Annotated in this window: 19 protein-coding genes; 13 read left to right on the forward strand and 6 right to left on the reverse strand. The window is 62.8% G+C overall.

All coding sequences use genetic code 11. The features are described from left to right. Positions 1-104: 104 nt before the first annotated feature. Positions 105-3563 (forward strand): pyruvate carboxylase, encoded by a 3459-nt coding sequence (gene pyc / locus ACTJKM_RS31340; protein ID WP_058328027.1) that lies wholly within the window; start codon positions 105-107, stop codon positions 3561-3563. A gap of 212 nt (positions 3564-3775) precedes the next feature. Here pyc and ACTJKM_RS31345 read toward each other — a convergent pair whose 3' ends face one another. The 3 genes from ACTJKM_RS31345 to ACTJKM_RS31355 all read right to left on the reverse strand — a co-directional run bounded on the left by ACTJKM_RS31345 (position 3776) and on the right by ACTJKM_RS31355 (position 6095). Continuing rightward, positions 3776-4537: an amino acid ABC transporter ATP-binding protein gene (locus ACTJKM_RS31345; RefSeq protein ID WP_058328026.1), complete on the reverse strand. Its 762-nt coding sequence runs from the start codon at positions 4535-4537 to the stop codon at positions 3776-3778. Further along, on the reverse strand, positions 4534-5214 hold the full coding sequence (locus ACTJKM_RS31350; RefSeq protein ID WP_082616163.1) for an amino acid ABC transporter permease: 681 nt from the start codon (positions 5212-5214) through the stop codon (positions 4534-4536). Before ACTJKM_RS31350 ends, ACTJKM_RS31345 begins: the two co-directional genes overlap by 4 nt. Before the next feature lie 107 nt (positions 5215-5321). Beyond that, a complete protein-coding gene (locus tag ACTJKM_RS31355; RefSeq protein ID WP_057254872.1) occupies positions 5322-6095 on the reverse strand; it encodes an amino acid ABC transporter substrate-binding protein in 774 nt (257 codons plus the stop codon). Between the two features lie 273 nt (positions 6096-6368). Between ACTJKM_RS31355 and ACTJKM_RS31360 the strand changes: the two genes are divergently transcribed. From ACTJKM_RS31360 to ispG, 4 genes are all read left to right on the forward strand, one after another. Then, entirely contained in the window at positions 6369-7154 is a 786-nt protein-coding gene (locus ACTJKM_RS31360) for a DeoR/GlpR family DNA-binding transcription regulator (RefSeq protein ID WP_082663590.1), read from the forward strand. Then, on the forward strand, positions 7151-7537 hold the full coding sequence (locus ACTJKM_RS31365) for a glyoxalase/bleomycin resistance/extradiol dioxygenase family protein (protein ID WP_058328024.1): 387 nt from the start codon (positions 7151-7153) through the stop codon (positions 7535-7537). Before ACTJKM_RS31360 ends, ACTJKM_RS31365 begins: the two co-directional genes overlap by 4 nt. A 30-nt stretch (positions 7538-7567) precedes the next feature. Then, positions 7568-8752: an MFS transporter gene (locus ACTJKM_RS31370; protein WP_058328023.1), complete on the forward strand. Its 1185-nt coding sequence runs from the start codon at positions 7568-7570 to the stop codon at positions 8750-8752. A gap of 189 nt (positions 8753-8941) precedes the next feature. Continuing rightward, a complete protein-coding gene (gene ispG / locus ACTJKM_RS31375) occupies positions 8942-10195 on the forward strand; it encodes a flavodoxin-dependent (E)-4-hydroxy-3-methylbut-2-enyl-diphosphate synthase (RefSeq protein ID WP_058321661.1) in 1254 nt (417 codons plus the stop codon). Positions 10196-10321: 126 nt separating this feature from the next. Here ispG and hisC read toward each other — a convergent pair whose 3' ends face one another. Together hisC and ACTJKM_RS31385 are read right to left on the reverse strand one after the other, a co-directional pair. After that, positions 10322-11377, reverse strand: coding sequence for a histidinol-phosphate transaminase (gene hisC, locus ACTJKM_RS31380; protein ID WP_057254877.1), 1056 nt, complete (start codon positions 11375-11377; stop codon positions 10322-10324). Between the two features lie 4 nt (positions 11378-11381). Then, positions 11382-12296 carry a polyprenyl synthetase family protein gene (locus ACTJKM_RS31385; protein WP_057254878.1) on the reverse strand — a complete coding sequence of 305 codons (915 nt, stop codon included), beginning with the start codon at positions 12294-12296 and terminating at the stop codon, positions 11382-11384. Positions 12297-12441: 145 nt separating this feature from the next. Here ACTJKM_RS31385 and mtgA point away from each other — a divergent pair, with 145 nt between their 5' ends. From mtgA to ACTJKM_RS31410, 5 genes are all read left to right on the forward strand, one after another. Next, positions 12442-13215: a monofunctional biosynthetic peptidoglycan transglycosylase gene (gene mtgA, locus ACTJKM_RS31390; RefSeq protein WP_082616167.1), complete on the forward strand. Its 774-nt coding sequence runs from the start codon at positions 12442-12444 to the stop codon at positions 13213-13215. 104 nt (positions 13216-13319) lie between these two features. After that, the gene (locus ACTJKM_RS31395; protein WP_058321665.1) at positions 13320-14054 is read left to right on the forward strand and encodes a DUF1868 domain-containing protein; all 735 of its coding nucleotides are present in this window, start codon (positions 13320-13322) and stop codon (positions 14052-14054) included. Positions 14055-14075: 21 nt separating this feature from the next. Next, positions 14076-14723: a glutathione S-transferase family protein gene (locus ACTJKM_RS31400; protein WP_057254880.1), complete on the forward strand. Its 648-nt coding sequence runs from the start codon at positions 14076-14078 to the stop codon at positions 14721-14723. Positions 14724-14880: 157 nt separating this feature from the next. Further along, on the forward strand, positions 14881-15066 hold the full coding sequence (gene rpmF, locus ACTJKM_RS31405; protein ID WP_057254881.1) for a 50S ribosomal protein L32: 186 nt from the start codon (positions 14881-14883) through the stop codon (positions 15064-15066). A gap of 350 nt (positions 15067-15416) precedes the next feature. Further along, positions 15417-15818 (forward strand): hypothetical protein, encoded by a 402-nt coding sequence (locus ACTJKM_RS31410; protein WP_057254882.1) that lies wholly within the window; start codon positions 15417-15419, stop codon positions 15816-15818. Between the two features lie 203 nt (positions 15819-16021). On the opposite strand, the gene phaR is transcribed toward ACTJKM_RS31410, so the two are convergent. Next, entirely contained in the window at positions 16022-16600 is a 579-nt protein-coding gene (gene phaR, locus ACTJKM_RS31415) for a polyhydroxyalkanoate synthesis repressor PhaR (RefSeq protein ID WP_057254883.1), read from the reverse strand. Positions 16601-16824: 224 nt separating this feature from the next. On the opposite strand from phaR, the gene ACTJKM_RS31420 reads away from it, so the two are divergent. Genes ACTJKM_RS31420 through ACTJKM_RS31430 form a run of 3 tightly spaced genes read left to right on the forward strand, consistent with a single transcriptional unit; the run spans position 16825 to position 19122 of the window. Continuing rightward, entirely contained in the window at positions 16825-18006 is a 1182-nt protein-coding gene (locus tag ACTJKM_RS31420) for an acetyl-CoA C-acetyltransferase (RefSeq protein ID WP_057254884.1), read from the forward strand. Positions 18007-18019: 13 nt separating this feature from the next. Beyond that, positions 18020-18379, forward strand: a complete 360-nt coding sequence (locus tag ACTJKM_RS31425; RefSeq protein ID WP_058328021.1) for a hypothetical protein — start codon at positions 18020-18022, stop codon at positions 18377-18379. Between the two features lie 17 nt (positions 18380-18396). Further along, the gene (locus tag ACTJKM_RS31430) at positions 18397-19122 is read left to right on the forward strand and encodes a beta-ketoacyl-ACP reductase (RefSeq protein ID WP_057254886.1); all 726 of its coding nucleotides are present in this window, start codon (positions 18397-18399) and stop codon (positions 19120-19122) included. Positions 19123-19408: the final 286 nt, after the last annotated feature.

Below are 19408 nucleotides of genomic sequence, written 5' to 3' on the forward strand. Positions count from 1 at the left end.
GGTTTCCTGTCGCATCTGAAATTGCGCTCTGCTCGGTGACTCGCTAATACTTTATTTCGCGGGTGCAGCATTTCCCGCAATATCAAGTCATTGAGGAGACCGACTTGCCTATCTCGAAGATCCTTGTTGCCAACCGTTCTGAAATTGCCATCCGCGTTTTCCGCGCTGCAAACGAACTCGGTCTGAAAACGGTCGCGATATGGGCTGAAGAGGACAAACTGGCGCTGCACCGCTTCAAGGCGGACGAAAGTTATCAGATCGGCCGCGGGCAGCACCTTGCCCGCGACCTCGGTCCGATCGAGAGCTACCTGTCGATCGAAGAGGTGATCCGCGTCGCCAAGCTTTCGGGCGCCGACGCGATCCATCCGGGCTACGGCCTGCTTTCGGAAAGCCCTGAATTCGTCGATGCCTGTGATGCCGCCGGCATCATCTTCATCGGTCCGCGGCCGGCGACGATGCGCCAGCTCGGCAACAAGGTTGCCGCGCGCAACCTCGCGATTTCCGTCGGCGTGCCGGTCGTTCCGGCCACCGATCCTCTGCCGGACGACGAAAAGGAAATCCACCGCCTTGCGGCCGAGATCGGCTATCCGGTCATGCTCAAGGCCTCCTGGGGAGGCGGCGGACGCGGCATGCGCGCCATTCGCGACCCGAAGGACCTGATCCGTGAGGTGACGGAAGGCAAGCGCGAAGCCAAGGCCGCCTTCGGCAAGGATGAGGTTTATCTTGAAAAGCTGGTCGAGCGCGCCCGCCACGTCGAAAGCCAGATCCTCGGCGATACCCACGGCAATGTCGTGCATCTCTTCGAGCGCGACTGCTCGATCCAGCGCCGCAACCAGAAGGTCGTCGAGCGCGCGCCGGCGCCCTACCTCTCGGATGCGCAGCGCCAGGAGCTTGCCGACTATTCGCTGATGATCGCCCGTGCGACGAGCTATGTCGGCGCCGGCACGGTCGAGTATCTGATGGATGCCAACACCGGCAAGTTCTACTTCATCGAGGTCAACCCGCGCATTCAGGTGGAGCACACCGTCACGGAAGTCGTGACTGGCATCGACGTCGTCAAGGCGCAGATCCACATCCTCGACGGCGAGGCGATCGGCACGCCGGAATCGGGCGTGCCGAAGCAGGAGGACATCCGCCTCAACGGTCACGCGCTGCAGTGCCGCATCACCACCGAAGACCCGGAGCAGAACTTCATTCCGGACTATGGCCGCATCACCGGTTATCGCTCGGCGTCCGGCTTCGGCATCCGTCTCGATGGCGGCACCGCCTATCCGGGTGCAGTCATTACCCGCTTCTACGACCCACTGCTCGTCAAGGTTACCGCCTGGGCGCCGAACCCCCTCGAAGCGATCAGCCGCATGGACCGCGCGCTGCGGGAGTTCCGCATCCGCGGTGTGGCAACCAACCTGACCTTTCTCGAGGCGATCATCAGCCATCCGAAGTTCCAGGATAACAGCTATACGACGCGCTTCATCGACACGACTCCGGAACTGTTCCAGCAGGTGAAGCGCCTGGACCGCGCGACGAAGCTGCTCACCTATCTCGCCGACGTCACGGTCAATGGCCACCCGGAGACGAAGGGCCGCCCGAGGCCGCCGGCGGATGCGGCCAAGCCCGTCATCCCGTTCATCGACGGCGACATCAAATCCGGTACCAAGCAGAAGCTCGACGAACTCGGCCCGAAGAAGTTCGCCGAGTGGGTGCGTGGCGAACGCCAAGTGTTCCTGACCGATACGACGATGCGCGACGGCCATCAGTCGCTGCTTGCGACCCGCATGCGCACCCATGACATCGCCCGCGTCGCCGGCACCTATGCCCGCGCGCTTCCCCAGCTCTTCTCGCTCGAATGCTGGGGTGGCGCGACCTTCGACGTGTCCATGCGCTTCCTCACCGAAGACCCGTGGGATCGCCTGGCCCGCATTCGCGAAGATGCCCCGAACCTGCTTTTGCAGATGCTTCTGCGCGGCGCCAATGGCGTCGGCTACAAAAACTACCCCGACAACGTGGTCAAATACTTCGTGCGCCAGGCGGCAAAAGGCGGCATCGACGTGTTCCGCGTCTTCGACTGCCTCAACTGGGTCGACAACATGCGGGTGTCGATGGAGGCTGTTGCCGAGGAGAATCGCATCTGCGAGGCGGCGATCTGCTATACCGGCGACATCCTGAATTCGGCCCGGCCGAAATACGATCTCAAATACTACACAGCCCTTGCCGCCGACCTCGAAAAGGCCGGCGCGCACATGATCGCCGTCAAGGACATGGCGGGCCTGTTGAAGCCGGCGGCCGCACGCGTGTTGTTCAAGGCGCTGCGTGAGGCGACCGACTTGCCGATCCATTTCCACACCCACGACACCTCGGGCATTGCGGCCGCGACCGTGCTTGCCGCCGTGGAGACCGGCGTCGATGTCGTCGATGCGGCGATGGACGCGCTTTCCGGCAATACCTCGCAGCCCTGCCTCGGCTCGATCGTCGAGGCGCTCCGGGGGTCGGACCGCGATCCGGGTCTCGATCCCGAGTGGATTCGTCGCATCTCCTTCTATTGGGAAGCGGTGCGCCACCAGTATGCCGCCTTCGAAAGCGACCTCAAGGGACCGGCGTCCGAAGTCTACCTGCACGAAATGCCGGGCGGACAGTTCACAAACCTTAAGGAACAGGCGCGTTCGCTCGGTCTCGAAACCAAGTGGCACCGCGTCGCCCAGGCCTATGCCGACGCCAACCAGATGTTCGGCGATATCGTCAAGGTGACGCCATCGTCCAAGGTCGTCGGCGACATGGCGCTGATGATGGTGAGCCAGGACCTGACCGTCGCCGACGTCGAAAATCCTGCGAAGGACATCGCTTTCCCGGATTCGGTCGTCTCGATGCTCAAGGGCGATCTCGGCCAGCCCCCGGGCGGCTGGCCGGAAGCGCTGCAGAAGAAGGCGCTGAAGGGTGAAAAGGCCTACACTGCCGTTCCGGGCTCGCTGCTGCCGCCGGCCGACCTCGATGCTGAGCGCAAGGCAATCGAGGACAAGCTTGAGCGCAAGGTCGACGACTTCGAGTTCGCCTCCTATCTGATGTATCCGAAGGTCTTCACCGACTATGCGGTTGCTGCCGACACCTATGGCCCGGTCAGCGTCTTGCCGACGCCGGCCTATTTCTACGGGCTTGCGCCGGGCGAGGAGCTGCAGCCGGAGATCGAGCGGGGCAAGTCGCTCGTGATCCTGCACCAGGCCAAGAGCGAGCCGGACGAGAAGGGCATGGTCAAGGTGTTCTTTGAGCTCAACGGCCAGCCGCGCCTGATCAAAGTGCCGGACCGCAACCGCAGCGCTCAGAGCGCGGTGCGCCGCAAGGCCGAGGTCGGTAACGCCGCCCATCTCGGCGCGCCGATGCCGGGTGTCATCTCGACGGTCTTTGTCTCGCCAGGACAGGCGGTCAAGGCGGGCGACGTGCTGCTTTCGATCGAGGCGATGAAGATGGAAACGGCGCTGCATGCGGAGAAGGACGGCACGATTGCCGAAGTGCTGGTGCGCGCCGGCGACCAGATCGACGCCAAGGATCTGCTGATGGTCTTCGGCGCCTGAGGGTAAGTTCAAACAAACAGAAACGGCCGGATGCGAATCCGGCCGTTTTGTTTTCTGGAAGTAGAGGGGGCGTCTAGCCTGCTGGGGTCGTCCGTCCTGCTCCCCGGACTGAACATCAAGCCCGAGGATGACGGTAGAGATAGACAAGGCTGGCGCAAAGGGTGCCCGACCCACACCCGCCGGATCGTCCTGTGATCCGTCGTCCCCTCCGCTCAGATTTCGTAGTCGTGCGGGGCGCTCAGCGAGGCGATGAACTTCTTGGTACGCTCACGCTCGGGCGCCGAGAAGATCGTCTTCGGGGCACCGCTTTCGACGATGACACCACCATCGAGGAAGATCACCTTGTCGGCGACGCGGGAGGCGAGGCGCAGGTCATGGGTCGCCATGACCATGGTCGTGCCTTCACGGGCAAGCCGGCTCAGGACTTCGACCACTTCCTCCGCCAGTTCCGGGTCGAGGGCAGAGGTCGGCTCGTCGCAGAGAAGCACGCGGGGCGACGGGGCAAGCGCGCGGGCGATCGCCACGCGCTGTTGCTGGCCGCCGGAAAGGGTCGCCGGCCAGGCGTCGGCCTTGTGCGCCATGCCGACCTTTTCCAAGAGTTCCATCGCGCGCGTCTTCGCCCTGTCGGCCGGCCACTTCAGCACCGTGACGAGGCCTTCCATGACGTTGCCGAGCGCGGTCTGGTGGGGGAAGAGCTGGAAGTTCTGGAACACCATTCCGGTCTGCCGGCGCAGGCGCTGGATCGCCGCCCAGCCGACCTTGCGGCCGGGCGAAAATTCGAGCGTCTCGTCCCCAAGCCGGATTGCGCCGGACGTTGGGATTTCCAGCAGATTGATGCAGCGCAGCAGCGTGCTCTTGCCGCCGCCGGATGGGCCGACAAGCGCCGTCACCGTGCCTTCGGCGAGTGTTACGGAAATATCCTTCAGCACGAGATTGTCGCCGAAGCGCTTTTCGATGTGGGAGAGCTCGATCATGCACGTGCCTCCAGGAAGCCGCCATAGCGGGCAAAGCGCCGCTCCAGCCGCACTTGCAGGGCCGAGAGCACGGAGCTCATGGCGAGATAGATCAGCGCCGCCAGGATATAGAGGATCAGCGGCTCGTAGGTGGTGGCGACGATGCGCTGCGCGGTCTGGAACATCTCCGGCACGGTGATGGCGGCGGCCAGCGAGGTGTCCTTCACCAGCGAGATGAAAGTGTTCGACAGCGGCGGCACGGCGACGCGGGTCGCCTGCGGCAGGATGGTGCGACGCATCGCCTGGCTCCAGCTCATGCCGATGGAGTAGGCCGCTTCCCACTGTCCGCGTGGCACTGACGAGATGACGGCGCGGATGATCTCGGAGGTATAGGCGCCGACGTTCAGCGAGAAGCCGATGAGCGCGGCGGTGAAGGCGTCGAGCAGGATGCCGGCGCTCGGCAGCCCGTAGAAGATCACGAAGAGCTGGACGAGCAGCGGCGTGCCGCGGATCACCCAGACGTAAAATCGCGCGATCGCGACGACCGGCGCCGGTCCGAACAGGCGGGCGACGGCGGTTGCGAGCCCGAGGATCAGGCCGAAAATGAAGGAAAGCAGCGTCAGCGGGATGGTGAAGGTGAGGCCGGCCCAGAGCAGGGACGGCAGCGAATCCAGCATCAGTTGGAGCCAGGTGGGCAAGGGGCGGGCCTTTCAAAAAGCGCGATCCGCCCCGGTGTCCGGAACGGATCGCGATTCATAACCGAGAATGGCCGGCGGAGAAACCGACCCGGCGCTCGGGACAGGGGTTACTTCGAGACGTCGGCGCCGAAGTACTTCTGCGAGATCTTGTCGTAGGTACCGTCGGCCTTGATCTCGCCGAGCGCCTTGTTGATCGCTTCCAAGAGTTCCGGCTCGTCCTTGCGGATGATGATGCCGGAGAAGTCGGCGTCAGCCTGTTCGGCCGCGATCTTTACCGGCGCGTCGGGCTTCTTCTTCTTGAAATCGAGGAAGGAGAGGCTGTCGTTTATCGTGGCATCGGCGCGGCCGGTGAGCACGAGCTGGATCGACTGGTCGAAGCCGTCGGTGCCGACGAGTTCGGCGCCGGAGGCGGTTGCGAGCTTGCCGAAGTTGCTGGTCAGCGACTGAGCCGACTTCTTGCCCTTGAGATCGGCGAAGCCCTTGATCTCCTCGTTGTCGGTCTTGACGATCAGCACGGCCTTCGAGGCGATGTAGGGCTCGGAGAAGTCGTACTTCTTCTTGCGCTCTTCGGTGATGCCGACCTGGTTGATGACCGTGTCGTAGCGGTTGGCGTCGAGGCCGGCGATCAGGCCGTCCCACTTGCCTTCAAGGAATTCGGCCTTGACGCCGAGCTTCTCGGCGACGGCCTGGCCGATCTCAACGTCGAAGCCGACAAGAGCGCCGGAGGCATCGTGATAGGTGAAGGGCGCATAGGTGCCCTCGGTGCCGATCTTCAGGACGCCGGCGGATTTGACCGCGTCGAGATTCTCGCCGGCTTCAGCGGAGGCGAGGGCGGCAACCTGCATCAGAGCGGCGGCGAACAGCGTGGGGAGGAGCTTCATCGTGATTTTCCATCTTCTTTGTGGTCCGGCCCGTCGTCCGGATTGAGCGGACAATCGCACAAAAGATTGGCGATCTGAGCGTATAAAACACCAATTCCCGAGCGTTTTGATGAAGAATTTTCCTCGAAATGGCGTCGGTCACGCGCAAAAGGCACGGTTTGCTCGAATTGCTGGCCCGCGGTGATTTGGCTTATTCCGCGACTTGAAATCGGTTTCAAAAGTCGTTATGCACATTCATAGCGATTTATGCACGTTTATGCACGATTGGCAAAAATGTCGAGCGATCTCTTACTTCGTGAGCGAAAGACGCTGATCCAGGAGCGGCTGAAGGCCAACGGCCGGGTGCTGGCTGCGGATCTCGCTGCCGAGCTCAATGTTTCCGAAGACACGATCCGCCGTGACCTGCGCGAAATGGCGGCAGCGGGGCTTTGCGAGCGGGTCTATGGTGGCGCGCTCCCGGTCGTTCCCGCGGCACACAGCAGTTTGAGCGAGCGGGTGGCGATGGCGCCGGAGCGCAAGGCAGCACTTGCCCGCACGGCGGTCGGACTGATCAAGCCGGGCATGACCGTGTTTCTTGATGCCGGTTCCACAAACCTCGCCATCGCGCAATTGATCGAGCCGGAGCTCCAGGTCACGATTGTCACCAATACGCCGCTGATCGCTGCAGCGCTGATGGAGAAGCCTGGCGTCGATCTCATCCTGCTTGGCGGGCCACTCAACCGTGCGGTCGGTGCGGCCATCAGCGCGCGGGCGCAGCGCGACGCCGAACTGCTCAGGCCCGATCTCTGCTTTCTCGGCACCTGCGGCGCCGATGCCGAAGCGGGCCTGACGGCGATCTATTTCGAGGACGCCGAATTCAAGCGGCTCGTCGCCTTGCGCAGCCGCCGTCTGGTCGTTGCCATCACCAGCGACAAACTCGGGACGGCTGCCGCTCATGGGATCGTCGATATCGACGACAAGGCGACGCTGCTTCTCGAGGCAGACGCGCCTGCTGAGCATCGCGCGGCATTCGAGGCAGCGGGTGCAGACATCCTGATTGCGGGAGGGGTGGAACAATGACGATAACCCATGTGGCTCTCTGGACCCACGACCTCGATAAGATTGCCGGATTCTGGTCGGCGTTCTTCGGTGCGGAGGTCGGCGACGTTTACGAAAGCCGGCGGCGGCCTGGCTTCCGTTCGCGCTTCCTGACACTCGGCAAAGGACCGGCGATCGAGATCATGGAAGGTCCCTGGGTCGCTCCGGGTGATCCGGCCGAGCTCGAGCGCGCAGGCTTTGCCCATGTCGCGCTGTCGCTCGGCAGCGAACAGGCGGTCGATGCCATTGCTGTGCGCGCCGAGGCCGAGGGCATCCTGGTCGCGAAGGCGCGCTGGACCGGCGACGGCTTCTACGAGGCGGTGCTGCGCGACCCCGATGGAAATCTGATCGAAATCACTGTTTGAGCCGGCCCGATCCGGCACAGAGGCAATACCATGGACCAACGTTCTCCCACTGCAACCGTCCGCCAGGGCTATATGACCCGCAACCGGCTGGCGGTTTCCCTGCTCTTTCTGATGAATGGCTTCGTCACCGGCAGCTGGGCGCCGAAGATCCCCGAGTTCAAGGACCGGCTCGGCATCAGCGAAAGCGTACTCGGCCTCCTGATCCTGATGTTTGGCATCGGCTCGCTGGTGCTGATGCCGATTGCCGGCGGCTACATCGCCCGCATCGGCTCGCAGAAGGTCGTCAAGGTCACGGCCATCATCCTGTCGCCGCTGCTTCTGCTTTTGACCTTGGTGCCAAACGTCTGGGCGGCGGCGATCGGCATGTTCGTGCTCGGCGGTTTCGTCGGCGCGATGGATGTCGCCATGAACGCCAATGCGGTCGAGGTCGAGAAATCGATGCGGCGGGCAATCATGTCCTCCTGCCACGCCTATTGGAGCCTCGGCGGCCTGATCGGTGCCGGCATCGGCGGGTTCCTCATGGCGCGCGTCGGCGTGCTGCCGCATGTCTTCGTCGTCACCGTGATCTGCCTGACGTTGATTGCGATTGCCTGGCCGATGATCCTTGCCGACAAGCCGCATCCGGCCGCCGCCAAGGAAAAGCTCCGCCTGCCGATGACGCCGCTTCCCTGGCTGATCGGCATCATGGCGCTGTTTTCGATGGTGCCGGAGGGCACGGTGCTCGATTGGGGCGCGCTCTACCTGCGCAACGAGCTTGGTGCCTCGGTGGAACTGTCCGGCTTCGGCTTCGCCGCTTTCTCCGCCACCATGGCGACCATGCGCTTTGCCGGCGACCTCGTGCGCGACCGCTTCGGTGCCAAGAAGACGCTGCGGATTTGCACGGTCACTGCACTCATCGGCATGATCATCGCGGGCACGGCGCCGAATGCCTATATCGCCATCCTCGGCTTTGCGATTGCCGGCGTCGGCATCTCCAACATGGTGCCGATCGCCTTTTCGGCGGCCGGCAACATGCCGGGCCTGCAGCCTGGCATCGGCCTTTCGGTCGCGACCTTCATGGGTTATTCGGGCATGCTGTTTGCTCCATCGGTGATCGGCTTCGTCGCCGAGCATACGGGCTTCGCGATCGTCTTTGCCTCGGTGCCGGTGCTGTTCATCGTCGTGCTGATGCTGTCGCATCATGCTCATCATGCCGACCACGCAAAGGGACACTGACGGCGGCCGCCTGCCATCAAATCGCCGTCAGGGCATGATGTCGCCGTTGACAACGGTGCTTTCCTCATCCACCTGATGGACGAAAAGCAAGAGCGGGACGGGCAGAAGTCCATGTGGTTTTCCGCCCGCATCCCGCGCTGAAACGATGAGACCAGGTCACTGGCGTGACCTGGGGACCAAGAGGCCTCCATGTCTGCCGCCTTCGATTTTGATCCGCAGCCCCGCCGTGCGTCCGTCGCCGTCGATGTCGGCGGGGTCATAGTGGGCGGTGGCGCGCCGGTGGTCGTCCAGTCGATGACCAACACCGATACAGCTGATATCGACGGAACGGTGGCGCAGGTTGCCGCCCTTCACAAGGCCGGCTCGGAACTGGTGCGCATCACCGTCGACCGCGACGAGAGTGCCGCCGCCGTGCCGAAGATCCGCGAGCGGCTCGAGCGCCTCGGTCTGGACGTGCCGCTCGTCGGCGACTTCCACTATATCGGCCACAAGCTGCTCGCCGATCATCCGGCCTGCGCCGAAGCGCTCGCCAAGTATCGCATCAACCCGGGCAATGTCGGCTTCAAGGACAAGAAGGACAAGCAGTTCGCCGAGATCGTCGAAATGGCGATCCGCTACGACAAGCCGGTGCGCATCGGCGTCAACTGGGGCTCGCTCGACCAGGAACTGCTGACGCGGCTGATGGACGAGAACCAGGCGAACGGCTTTCCGCTGACGGCCCAGCAGGTGACGCGCGAGACGATCGTCCAGTCGGCGCTGCTCTCGGCGGATCTCGCCGAAGAGATCGGCCTGCCGCGCAACCGCATCATCCTGTCGGCCAAGGTCTCCGGCGTGCAGGACCTGATCGCCGTCTACGCCATGCTGTCGGCACGCTCCGACCATGCGCTGCATCTCGGGCTGACGGAAGCCGGCATGGGCACCAAGGGCATCGTCGCCTCCTCCGCCTCGCTCGGCATCCTGATGCAGCAGGGCATCGGCGACACGATCCGCATTTCGCTGACGCCGGAGCCCGGTGGCGACCGCACCCGGGAGGTGCAGGTGGCGCAGGAACTGCTACAGGTCATGGGCTTCCGCCAGTTCATTCCGGTGGTTGCAGCGTGTCCCGGCTGCGGCCGCACGACGTCCACCGTGTTCCAGGAACTCGCGCAGAAGATCCAGGACGACATCCGCCGCAACATGCCGGTCTGGCGCGAGAAATATCCCGGTGTCGAAGGCCTGAAGGTCGCGGTGATGGGCTGCATCGTCAACGGCCCGGGCGAAAGCAAACATGCCGACATCGGCATCTCGCTTCCGGGCACCGGTGAAATGCCGGCCGCCCCGGTTTTCATTGACGGCCAGAAGGCGATGACGCTGCGCGGCCCCAACATCGCCGCGGACTTCGAGACGCTGGTTTCCGATTATATCGAGAAGCGTTATGGCCGCGGCCAGGCGGCTGCCGAATAGGCGGTTTCTTCCGGGCAGTTCCAAGCGACGTACAAGGCTCCTGCCGCCCGGAAGCGCGCGGCTTGGGGCCTATCGCCGCGACGTCAGCCCGCTCTCAGGTGGAATCACTCGAAGCGGAAAGACGCTCTAGAGGATCTCGTCCAGCGCTTCGATCAGTCGCGCGCATTCCTGATCGGTGCCGATCGTGATGCGCAGGAAATCGGAAATGCGGGGCTTGGCGAAATGGCGGACCAGCACGGCCCGCTCGCGCAGCGCCTTCATCAATGCCTCGCCGTCATGGCCCGGATGCCGGGCGAACACAAAGTTGGCCTGAGATGGCAATACCTCGAAGCCGCGTTGAGTGAGGTCCGCCGCAAGCAGTTCGCGGGAGTCGATGATTTTTGCGCGCGTTTCCTCGAACCAGGCCTCGTCCTCGATCGCGGCGATGGCGCCTGCTTGCGCCGGACGGCCGAGCGGATAGGAGTTGAAGCTGTCCTTCACCCGCTCCAGCGCCTCGATCAGCGGCCGCTGGCCGATGGCGAAGCCGACACGAAGGCCTGCAAGCGCGCGCGACTTGGAGAAGGTCTGGACGACCAGCAGGTTCTCGTATTTCGAAACGAGTTCTGCTGCCGACTGGCCGCCGAAGTCGACATAGGCCTCGTCGATGACGACGGGCTGGTCCGGGTGGCTTGCGACGAGCCGCTCGATTTCGGCGAGCGGCAGGCCGATGCCTGTCGGAGCGTTCGGGTTCGGCAGGATGATCGCGCCGCAGGGGCGATCATAGTCGGCGATGTCGATCTCGAAGGCGTCGTTGAGCGGGACCTCGACCGTGTCGATCTCGAAGAGCCGCGCGTAGGTCGAATAGAAGCTGTAGGAAATATCCGGATAGAGCAGCGGCGAGTCGTGCTTCAGGAGGCCGGCGAAGATATGGGCCAGCACCTCGTCCGAGCCGTTGCCGACGAAGACTTCCTCCGCCGTCACGCCATAGCGCGCGGCGATCGCCTGGCGAAGCTTGAGCGCCAGCGGGTCGGGATAAAGGCGGAGATCGCTGCTTGCTGCAGCGCCGATCGCGTCGAGCACTTTTTGCGAGGGACCGTAGGGGCATTCGTTGGTGTTAAGCTTCACCAGATTGGCGATGCGCGGCTGCTCGCCCGGCACATAGGGCTTGAGCTTCGAGACGATCGGCGACCAGTATTTGCTCACGGGGCTAATTCCTGCGGTTGGCGACGAAGCGGGCGGTTTCGATGAGGATGGCCGAGCGCTCACCATAGGGCGCGAGCAGGGATTCGGCTTCTGCGACCAGTTGCTCCAGCCGCTCCTCTGCCCAGGCCTGGCCGTGCAGCGCGACCAGCGTGCCTTTGCCGCGGGCGGCGTCCTTGCCGGTCGCCTTGCCCATGGTCTCCGCGTCAGCAGTGAGGTCGAGCAGGTCGTCAGCGAGCTGGAAGGCAAGGCCGATCTTTTCGCCGAAGTGGCGAAGCCGGGCGCGGTCGTCTTTCGATGCGGCAGCGACGATGGCGCCCGCTTCGCAGGCGAAGCGGATGAGGGCGCCGGTTTTCATGGCCTGCAGCGTCACGATGCCGGCCTCGTCGGGCGGCGACTTCTCTGCTGCCAGATCGAGCGCCTGTCCGCCGGCCATGCCACCGTGGCCGGCGGCGCGTCCGAGCGCCAGGATCAGCTCCACTTTCTGGCCGTCCGTCAGCAGCGTTTCGGGGGCCGCGATGATGTCGAAGGCGAAGGTCAGCAGGCTGTCGCCGGCGAGGATCGCGGTTGCCTCGTCGAAGGCCTTGTGCACCGTCGGCTGGCCGCGGCGGATATCGTCGTCGTCCATCGCCGGCAGGTCGTCATGGACGAGGGAATAGCAATGGACGCATTCGAGCGCCGCCCCGACGCGCAAGGATGCATCCAAGCTGCCGCCGAGAAGATCCGCACATTCGATCACCAGAAAGGGGCGCAGCCGCTTGCCGCCGTTCAGCACGCCGTGCCGCATGGCCGCGAGCAGGTTTGCTGGTCGCGCAATCTCGTCGACCGCCGTCGCCGAGCCGAGCAGGCGCTCGAGCAGAGCTTCGACGGCGCGGGCATTGCCGGTGAGGCGGCGGGTGAAGGGCGATGTGTCCTGGCTCATGCGCGCTCTTTGGCACGGGCGAAGAGGGCTTTCAACGGGGATTCGTGTCGCAGCGGCGCGCTTTCCCTGGGACAGCCGCCTGGGCGCCTTGCCTTTTACCAGAAAGCCCGTTCAACTTTGCCGGACCATACACTAAGAGAAGCGGATGGACAGCGAGGTGAACAGTCAGGCCGTGAACGTCGTTCCGGAAGCGCGCGAGGAGGGCGAAGTGCCTTCCAGTCGCTGGTCTTCGCTTCGCCGGACGTTGCGCAAGAAACGCCGCCAGATCATCCTGGCTGTCCTGGGTTTCGTTGCCCTGCCCTATGTGCTGATCGTTCTCTATCTCGTCGAGTTCGTCCACCCGGTCTCCACCTTGATGCTGCGCGATCTCGTTCTGCTTCGCGGCTACGACCGCCAATGGGTCGATTTCGAGAACATCTCGCCGGTGCTCGTCCAATCGGTGATGATGTCGGAGGACGGTCAGTTCTGCGCCCATGACGGCGTCGACTGGGGCCAGATGCGCGGCGTGGTCGAGGATGCGCTTGAAGGGGAATCGACCCGTGGCGCCAGCACCATCCCGATGCAGACGGTCAAGAACCTCTACCTCTGGAACGGCCGCTCCTTCCTGCGCAAGGGCATGGAGCTGCCGCTGGCGGTCGCTGCCGATTTCGTCTGGAGCAAGCGGCGGATGATGGAGATCTATTTGAACGTCGCCGAATGGGGTGATGGGATCTACGGTATCGAGGCGGCGGCCCGCCACCATTTCGGCGTTTCCGCGGCGAAGCTCTCGCGCCGGCAGGCCGCACTGCTTGCGGTTTCGCTGCCCAACCCGAAAGAGCGCAATGCCGGCAAACCCGGCCGTGGGCTCAAGCGTCTGGCGAATTTGATCGAGCGTCGCGCCAGCCGCTCCGGCGGCTACATCACCTGCCTTTATGATTGAGATCAGACCTTTTCATTGGATGCGGTTGCCGGGGGATGTCATCCTGGCTTCGTAGAGTTCTGCCATCTGGGCCCTCTCTCCATTCAAAAGGCCCGATCGCTCCCATGACCTCGATTTCCCCTTCGCTTCTCGCCTTTGGCCGCAACGCGGACACCATTCCGCCGAAGCATCTCGGAACCCGCTACGCCACGGACGGCCGCTTCCTGCGTGAGCCGGGCAACACGGTCGTCTCCCACGTCACCGCCGGATCGCCGTCCGAGACGGCCGTGCTTGCCGTGCGCGAGCGTCTGATGGCGATGCCCGAGGCGGGGCAGTTCGCCTTCACGCATCCGTCCAGCCTGCACATGACGATCTTCCAGGGCATCATCGAATATCGTCGCAGGCTACCCTATTGGCCCGTCGATATGGCGCTCGATACACCGATCGATGTGATGACCGAACACTACTGTGCGCGGCTGAGGCACTTTGCGCCGTTGCAGCCCTTCCGTGCCCGCGTGACCGAGATCACGCCAACCGGTCTCGCGCTTGAAGGCGACAGCGTCGCCGATCGGGCTTGCCTCAAGGCCTGGCGCGATGCTTTCGCCGAAGTCTTCGGCTATCGCCATCCTGATCATGACGACTATGCGTTTCACATCACCTTCGCCTATGTCATCGACTGGCTCGATGACGCGGCACTGCCGCGCTGGCAGGAAATGTTGAGCGAACAACTCGCCTGCCTCAGGGAGCGGGCGCCGGTGATCGAGCTCGATCCGCCGGCCTTCTGCTCGTTCGAGGACATGAACCATTTCGAGGAACTGATCGTTTTCTCGGACAGATCAGCAATCACGGCCAGCAATTAAGGCCAGCATCAAGGAATGTAGATGACCGGACTTACCCTTTACGTCGGCAACAAGAACTATTCGTCCTGGTCGATGCGGCCCTGGATGGCGATGACCGCCGCGGGCATCGCCTTCGAGGACGTGGTCATTCCCTTCGATTTCGCGGCCGGCAATCCTGATATCCGCGCGATCTCGCCGACCGGAAAGGTGCCGCTGCTGCGCCACGGCGATCTGCTCGTCTGGGAATCGCTGGCGATCATCGAATATGTCGCCGAGCTCTTTCCCGACGCCGGGCTTTGGCCGTCCGATCGCCAGGCCCGCGCCCGGGCCCGCAGCTATTCCATGGAGATGCTCTCCGGTTTCAGGGCGCTGCGCGGTGCCTGCCCGATGAACATCCGCCGGGAGAGGCGGGCGCTTCAGGTGGATGCCGACGTTCGCGCTGATGTCGTGCGCATCGAGCAGATCTGGAAGGAGGCGCTTGCCCACTCCGGCGGGCCGTTCCTCTTCGGATCCTTCAGCGCGGCCGATGCAATGTACGCGCCTGTGGTCAACCGCTTCGACGTCTACGATCTCGTTGCGGATCAAGAAACGCTCGGCTACATGCAACGGGTGAAGGCACATTTCGCTTTCCGGAAGTGGGAAGAGGCTGCCCGCGCCGAGCCGTGGGTCGTTCCCGATGACGAGGTCTGAATCGGCGCCGCCAGATCTTGAGTCGAAAAATTGCGGCTGGGGACTGGTCAAACAGCAGTTGCCGATGTATAAGCGCGCCAAATTTCCGTGATTGACATCTGTTTAACACGGCCATTTCGGCTGCTGAACAGTGTTTGCCCGATAAGTGGAGAATGAAATGGCTGTACCTAAAAGAAAAACGAGCCCGTCCAAGCGTGGCATGCGCCGTTCCGCTGACGCTCTCAAGACGCCGACCTACGTCGAAGACAAGAACTCCGGCGAACTGCGTCGCCCGCACCACATCGACCTGAAGACCGGCATGTACCGTGGCCGTCAGGTTCTGACCCCGAAGGAAAACGCATAAGCGTTTCCGTTCGTGGAATGGTTCAAAGGGCTGGCTCTGCCGGCCCTTTTGTTTTGCGTCTGACATTTTCTCGCTTGGACCCTGTGTTATCCGCAGGAGCTAGAGCATCACGCGCCAAGGTGAAGTCACTGGAAGCGGAGAGATGCTCTAGACCCTAAGTGCTGGAGCGTCCTTGGTGCGTTCATGCGAACGCACAGCGCTCTACAGCGCCGCGCGTCTTATCAGACGCGCAAAGGTCGCTGTAGCACTTTGAATTGCTGCATGTTTTTGTCCTTTAACCGGCTACGATTAAAGGAAACATGCAGTAGGCCTGAAGACGCCGCAAGACGCGGCAAAGGAGTTCGTGCCCGATGCTCGCTGCCGTTCCGCTGCTGATCCTGCCGTTCGTTGTCTACAATCTCGCGATGATCGGAATGTTCGGCGGTATTGCCGGCTTGAACGCCGAGATGCTGTCGCTGTCCATGCTGTCGGGCGCGACCTGGACGATGCGCTTCGGCGACCTCCTGATCGTCGTCGCACTGCTGTTGCTCTTCGTCGAATTGCTGAAGGCGACCCGCACGAGCACGCGTGCGCTGATGGATCACCTGTTGTCGATGATTCTGTTCATCGCCTTCCTGATCGAATTCCTGCTGCTGGCGCCGGCGGCAACCCAGCTCTTCTTCATCCTGATGACGATCAGCTTCATCGACGTCATCGCCGGCTTCGCCGTCTCGATGCGCTCGGCCGGACGGGACGTGTCGATCGGCCTTTAAAGCCTGTAGCGCAAAAGTGCGCAGCGGTTTTGCGACAACGACATGCGAAATATCAAGAACTTAAAGCGCAAGGCGCGAATCTGAAAGATCGCGACGCGCTTTAGGTCACGATCGATCCCGGGGCGTTGGCCCAATTCAAAACATGGTTTGCTGGACGGGAATTGGGCGGGTGACTCACACCCGCCTTTGCAAGGAGAATGCGCTCAGCCGAGATTGTCGAGCTTGGTCTGGAGCGCGCGAAGCTGTTCCTTGAGCTCGTCGATATCCTTGGCTTCGGCCTTCTTGGTTTCCTTCACCGGCGGGGCGGTGATGAAGGGCGAGAACATCTGCATCGCCTGATGGAACATCTCGGTATTGCGACGGACCTGCTCTTCGACAAGTTGCAGCGGAACCTGCAGGTTCTTGCCGAGCGGCGTGTCACCGAAGGCCTTGTTGATCTGCTCGCGCATCTGCGACTGCTGCTCGGTGAAAGCCTGCATCGAATGCTCGAGATAGCTCGGCACCACCATCTGCATCTGGTCGCCGTAGAACGAGATCAGCTGGCGCAGGAAGGAGATCGGCAGCAGCGTGTTGCCGGTCTTGGACTCCTGCTCGAAGATGATCTGCGTCAGCACGGAATGGGTGATGTCCTCTCCGGACTTTGCGTCCTGGACGATGAAATCGTCGCCCTTCTTCACCATGACAGCCAGGTCGTCGAGCGTGACATAGGTGCTGGTCCCGGTGTTGTAGAGCCGCCGGTTCGCATATTTTTTTATAACGATCTGGCCTTCGTGCTTCGCCATCAGGGTCTCCTCTCACCCATCATCCCGTCTTTATTGCGTTTTTCAGAGTATCCGCAAAAGAGCGCCGCTGACAATGTCTTTGTGCGTTGCGGCGACGCAAGTGCGAAATCTTGCGGTTGCGTCTTGGGTGACGGTTTTGTGGCACCGCATCAAGGCGTTTGACTTGCGCCGCGCGCTTTGCCAGTCTGCTTCCATTAGGCAAGAAAGATCTGAGGAAACGTCCCATGAGCAATCCCTCCATCGTGATCGCCAGCGCCGCCCGTACCGCGGTCGGATCCTTCAACGGTGCATTCGCCAACACACCGGCGCACGAACTCGGCGCCGCCGTCATCAAGGGCGTGCTCGAGCGCGCAGGCGTCGAGGCAGGCGAGGTCGACGAGGTGATCCTCGGCCAGGTCCTGCAGGCCGGCGAGGGCCAGAACCCGGCGCGTCAGGCGGCGATGAAGGCGGGTCTTCCGCAGGAGAAAACCGCCTGGGGCATGAACCAGCTCTGCGGTTCCGGTCTTCGTGCCGTGGCGCTCGGCATGCAGCAGATTGCAACCGGTGATGCGGATATCATCGTCGCCGGCGGCATGGAGTCCATGTCGATGGCGCCGCATTGCTCGCATCTTCGCGGCGGCGTGAAGATGGGCGATTTCAAGATGATCGACACGATGATCAAGGACGGTCTGACCGACGCCTTCTACGGCTATCACATGGGCATCACTGCCGAAAACGTCGCCCGCCAGTGGCAGCTCAGCCGCGAAGAGCAGGATACTTTCGCGCTCGCCTCGCAGAACAAGGCCGAAGCGGCCCAGAAGGCCGGGCGGTTCGCCGACGAGATCATTCCCTTCATCGTCAAAGGCCGCAAGGGCGACGTCACCGTCGACCAGGACGAATATATCCGCCATGGCGCAACGCTCGACCAGATGACGAAGCTGCGTCCGGCCTTCGACAAGGAAGGCACGGTCACCGCCGGCAACGCCTCCGGCCTCAATGACGGCGCCGCGGCCACTCTGCTGATGACCGAAGCGCAGGCTTCCAAGCGCGGCATCCAGCCGCTCGCCCGTATCGTTTCCTGGGCAACGGCCGGCGTCGATCCGCAGGTCATGGGCACCGGCCCGATCCCGGCTTCGCGCAAGGCGTTGGCGAAAGCCGGCTGGGCGATCGGAGACGTCGAACTGGTCGAGGCCAACGAGGCTTTCGCGGCACAGGCCTGCGCGGTCAACAAGGACCTCGGCTGGGATCCGTCGATCGTCAACGTCAATGGCGGCGCGATCGCCATCGGCCATCCGATCGGCGCTTCCGGCGCCCGCGTGCTCAACACGCTGCTCTTCGAAATGAAGCGCCGCGGCGTTTCCAAGGGGCTTGCAACGCTCTGCATCGGCGGCGGCATGGGCGTCGCCATGTGCGTCGAACGGCTCTAATCGGTTTGGCGGCATGAACAGCGCCAGGTGGGTTCCGTTTTCCCTTCTTCTGGCCGGTTCGCCGATCGTTTCCGCACATGCCAATCCCGCGCCTCTCGACGAGGCGCGGTTGGTTCAGTGCATGCTGGAACATACGACCTCGGACGACGAGGCCGTTTTCAAGGACATGATGGTTGCGGCCCCGAACGATGACAGTGGCGCTTTGAAAGCGTCGCTCGTTCAGCTCTCCAGTCTGATGATGAACCCCGCGCTCACCAAGTGCGAGGTGGGTATGTCTATGCTCGCGACGCCTCAGTTCCAGGCTGCCGCCGAGCTCTACGGACGACAGGTCGGCGAAAAGCTGATGAAGAAGGCCTTTGAGAAACTGAACTGATCAAGTGGGAGGCGTGCATGAGCAGGGTAGCATTGGTCACAGGTGGGTCGCGCGGCATCGGCGCGGCAATCTCCGTCGCACTCAAGAATGCCGGCTACAAGGTGGCCGCAAACTATGCCGGCAATGACGAAAAGGCCGAGGCCTTCAAGCAGGAAACCGGCATCCCCGTCTACAAGTGGGATGTTTCCAGCTATCAGTCCTGCGCCGAAGGCATCGCCAAGGTCGAGGCCGATCTCGGCCCGGTCGAAGTGCTGGTCAACAATGCGGGCATCACCCGCGACGCGATGTTCCACAAGATGACGCCCGAGCAATGGGGCGAGGTGGTCGGCACCAACCTCACCGGTCTCTTCAACATGACGCATCCGATCTGGTCCGCCATGCGCGACCGCGGTTTCGGCCGCGTCATCAACATCTCGTCGATCAACGGCCAGAAGGGCCAGATGGGCCAGGCCAACTATTCGGCGGCCAAAGCCGGTGATCTCGGCTTCACCAAGGCGCTTGCCCAGGAAGGTGCGGCGAAGGGGATCACGGTCAACGCCATCTGCCCGGGTTATATCGGCACGGAAATGGTGCGGGCGGTGCCGGAGAAAGTGCTGAACGAGCGGATCATCCCGCAGATCCCGGTTGGCCGCCTCGGCGAGCCGGAAGAAATCGCCCGCTGCGTTGTGTTCCTGGCCTCCGACGACGCCGGCTTCATCACCGGCTCGACGATTTCGGCGAATGGCGGACAGTTCTTCGTCTGACCTTTTGATCTCATCATTGCTTTGAACGGCGCCCTTCGGGGCGCCGTCTTTGTGTAGGGCGGAGAGAAGAGACGCCTGTTGCCCCGGCATTTGAATCCCGAAATCGCGCACGTGAATCTGCTGCCGGCGCGCGGCGCAGACACTATATCTTGTGGAGAACAAAAGCGGAATGATGCCCGTACCACGAGTCGCCATCGGATCCTCCCGTATTGGTCGAGGGTGCTCGGTGCGATTCTCATTCTCTCTGCCCAGCGAATCTCCGATGAATTTCGTTAAAAATTTTCTA

It is taken from the genome of Ensifer sp. 22460, assembly GCF_052044935.1.
In the GTDB taxonomy this organism is placed as follows: domain Bacteria; phylum Pseudomonadota; class Alphaproteobacteria; order Rhizobiales; family Rhizobiaceae; genus Ensifer.

Bases quoted from the DNA above. Each gene is read 5' to 3' on its own strand.
- ACTJKM_RS31345 (WP_058328026.1), bottom strand. From the start codon at position 4,537: ATGATCGAGCTCTCCCACATCGAAAAGCGCTTCGGCGACAATCTCGTG.
- ACTJKM_RS31355 (WP_057254872.1), bottom strand. From the start codon at position 6,095: ATGAAGCTCCTCCCCACGCTGTTCGCCGCCGCTCTGATGCAGGTTGCC.
- ACTJKM_RS31360 (WP_082663590.1), top strand. From the start codon at position 6,369: ATGTCGAGCGATCTCTTACTTCGTGAGCGAAAGACGCTGATCCAGGAG.
- ACTJKM_RS31365 (WP_058328024.1), top strand. From the start codon at position 7,151: ATGACGATAACCCATGTGGCTCTCTGGACCCACGACCTCGATAAGATT.
- ACTJKM_RS31370 (WP_058328023.1), top strand. From the start codon at position 7,568: ATGGACCAACGTTCTCCCACTGCAACCGTCCGCCAGGGCTATATGACC.
- ispG (WP_058321661.1), top strand. From the start codon at position 8,942: ATGTCTGCCGCCTTCGATTTTGATCCGCAGCCCCGCCGTGCGTCCGTC.
- ACTJKM_RS31385 (WP_057254878.1), bottom strand. From the start codon at position 12,296: ATGAGCCAGGACACATCGCCCTTCACCCGCCGCCTCACCGGCAATGCC.
- mtgA (WP_082616167.1), top strand. From the start codon at position 12,442: ATGGACAGCGAGGTGAACAGTCAGGCCGTGAACGTCGTTCCGGAAGCG.
- ACTJKM_RS31395 (WP_058321665.1), top strand. From the start codon at position 13,320: ATGACCTCGATTTCCCCTTCGCTTCTCGCCTTTGGCCGCAACGCGGAC.
- ACTJKM_RS31400 (WP_057254880.1), top strand. From the start codon at position 14,076: ATGACCGGACTTACCCTTTACGTCGGCAACAAGAACTATTCGTCCTGG.
- rpmF (WP_057254881.1), top strand. From the start codon at position 14,881: ATGGCTGTACCTAAAAGAAAAACGAGCCCGTCCAAGCGTGGCATGCGC.
- ACTJKM_RS31410 (WP_057254882.1), top strand. From the start codon at position 15,417: ATGCTCGCTGCCGTTCCGCTGCTGATCCTGCCGTTCGTTGTCTACAAT.
- phaR (WP_057254883.1), bottom strand. From the start codon at position 16,600: ATGGCGAAGCACGAAGGCCAGATCGTTATAAAAAAATATGCGAACCGG.
- ACTJKM_RS31420 (WP_057254884.1), top strand. From the start codon at position 16,825: ATGAGCAATCCCTCCATCGTGATCGCCAGCGCCGCCCGTACCGCGGTC.
- ACTJKM_RS31425 (WP_058328021.1), top strand. From the start codon at position 18,020: ATGAACAGCGCCAGGTGGGTTCCGTTTTCCCTTCTTCTGGCCGGTTCG.
- ACTJKM_RS31430 (WP_057254886.1), top strand. From the start codon at position 18,397: ATGAGCAGGGTAGCATTGGTCACAGGTGGGTCGCGCGGCATCGGCGCG.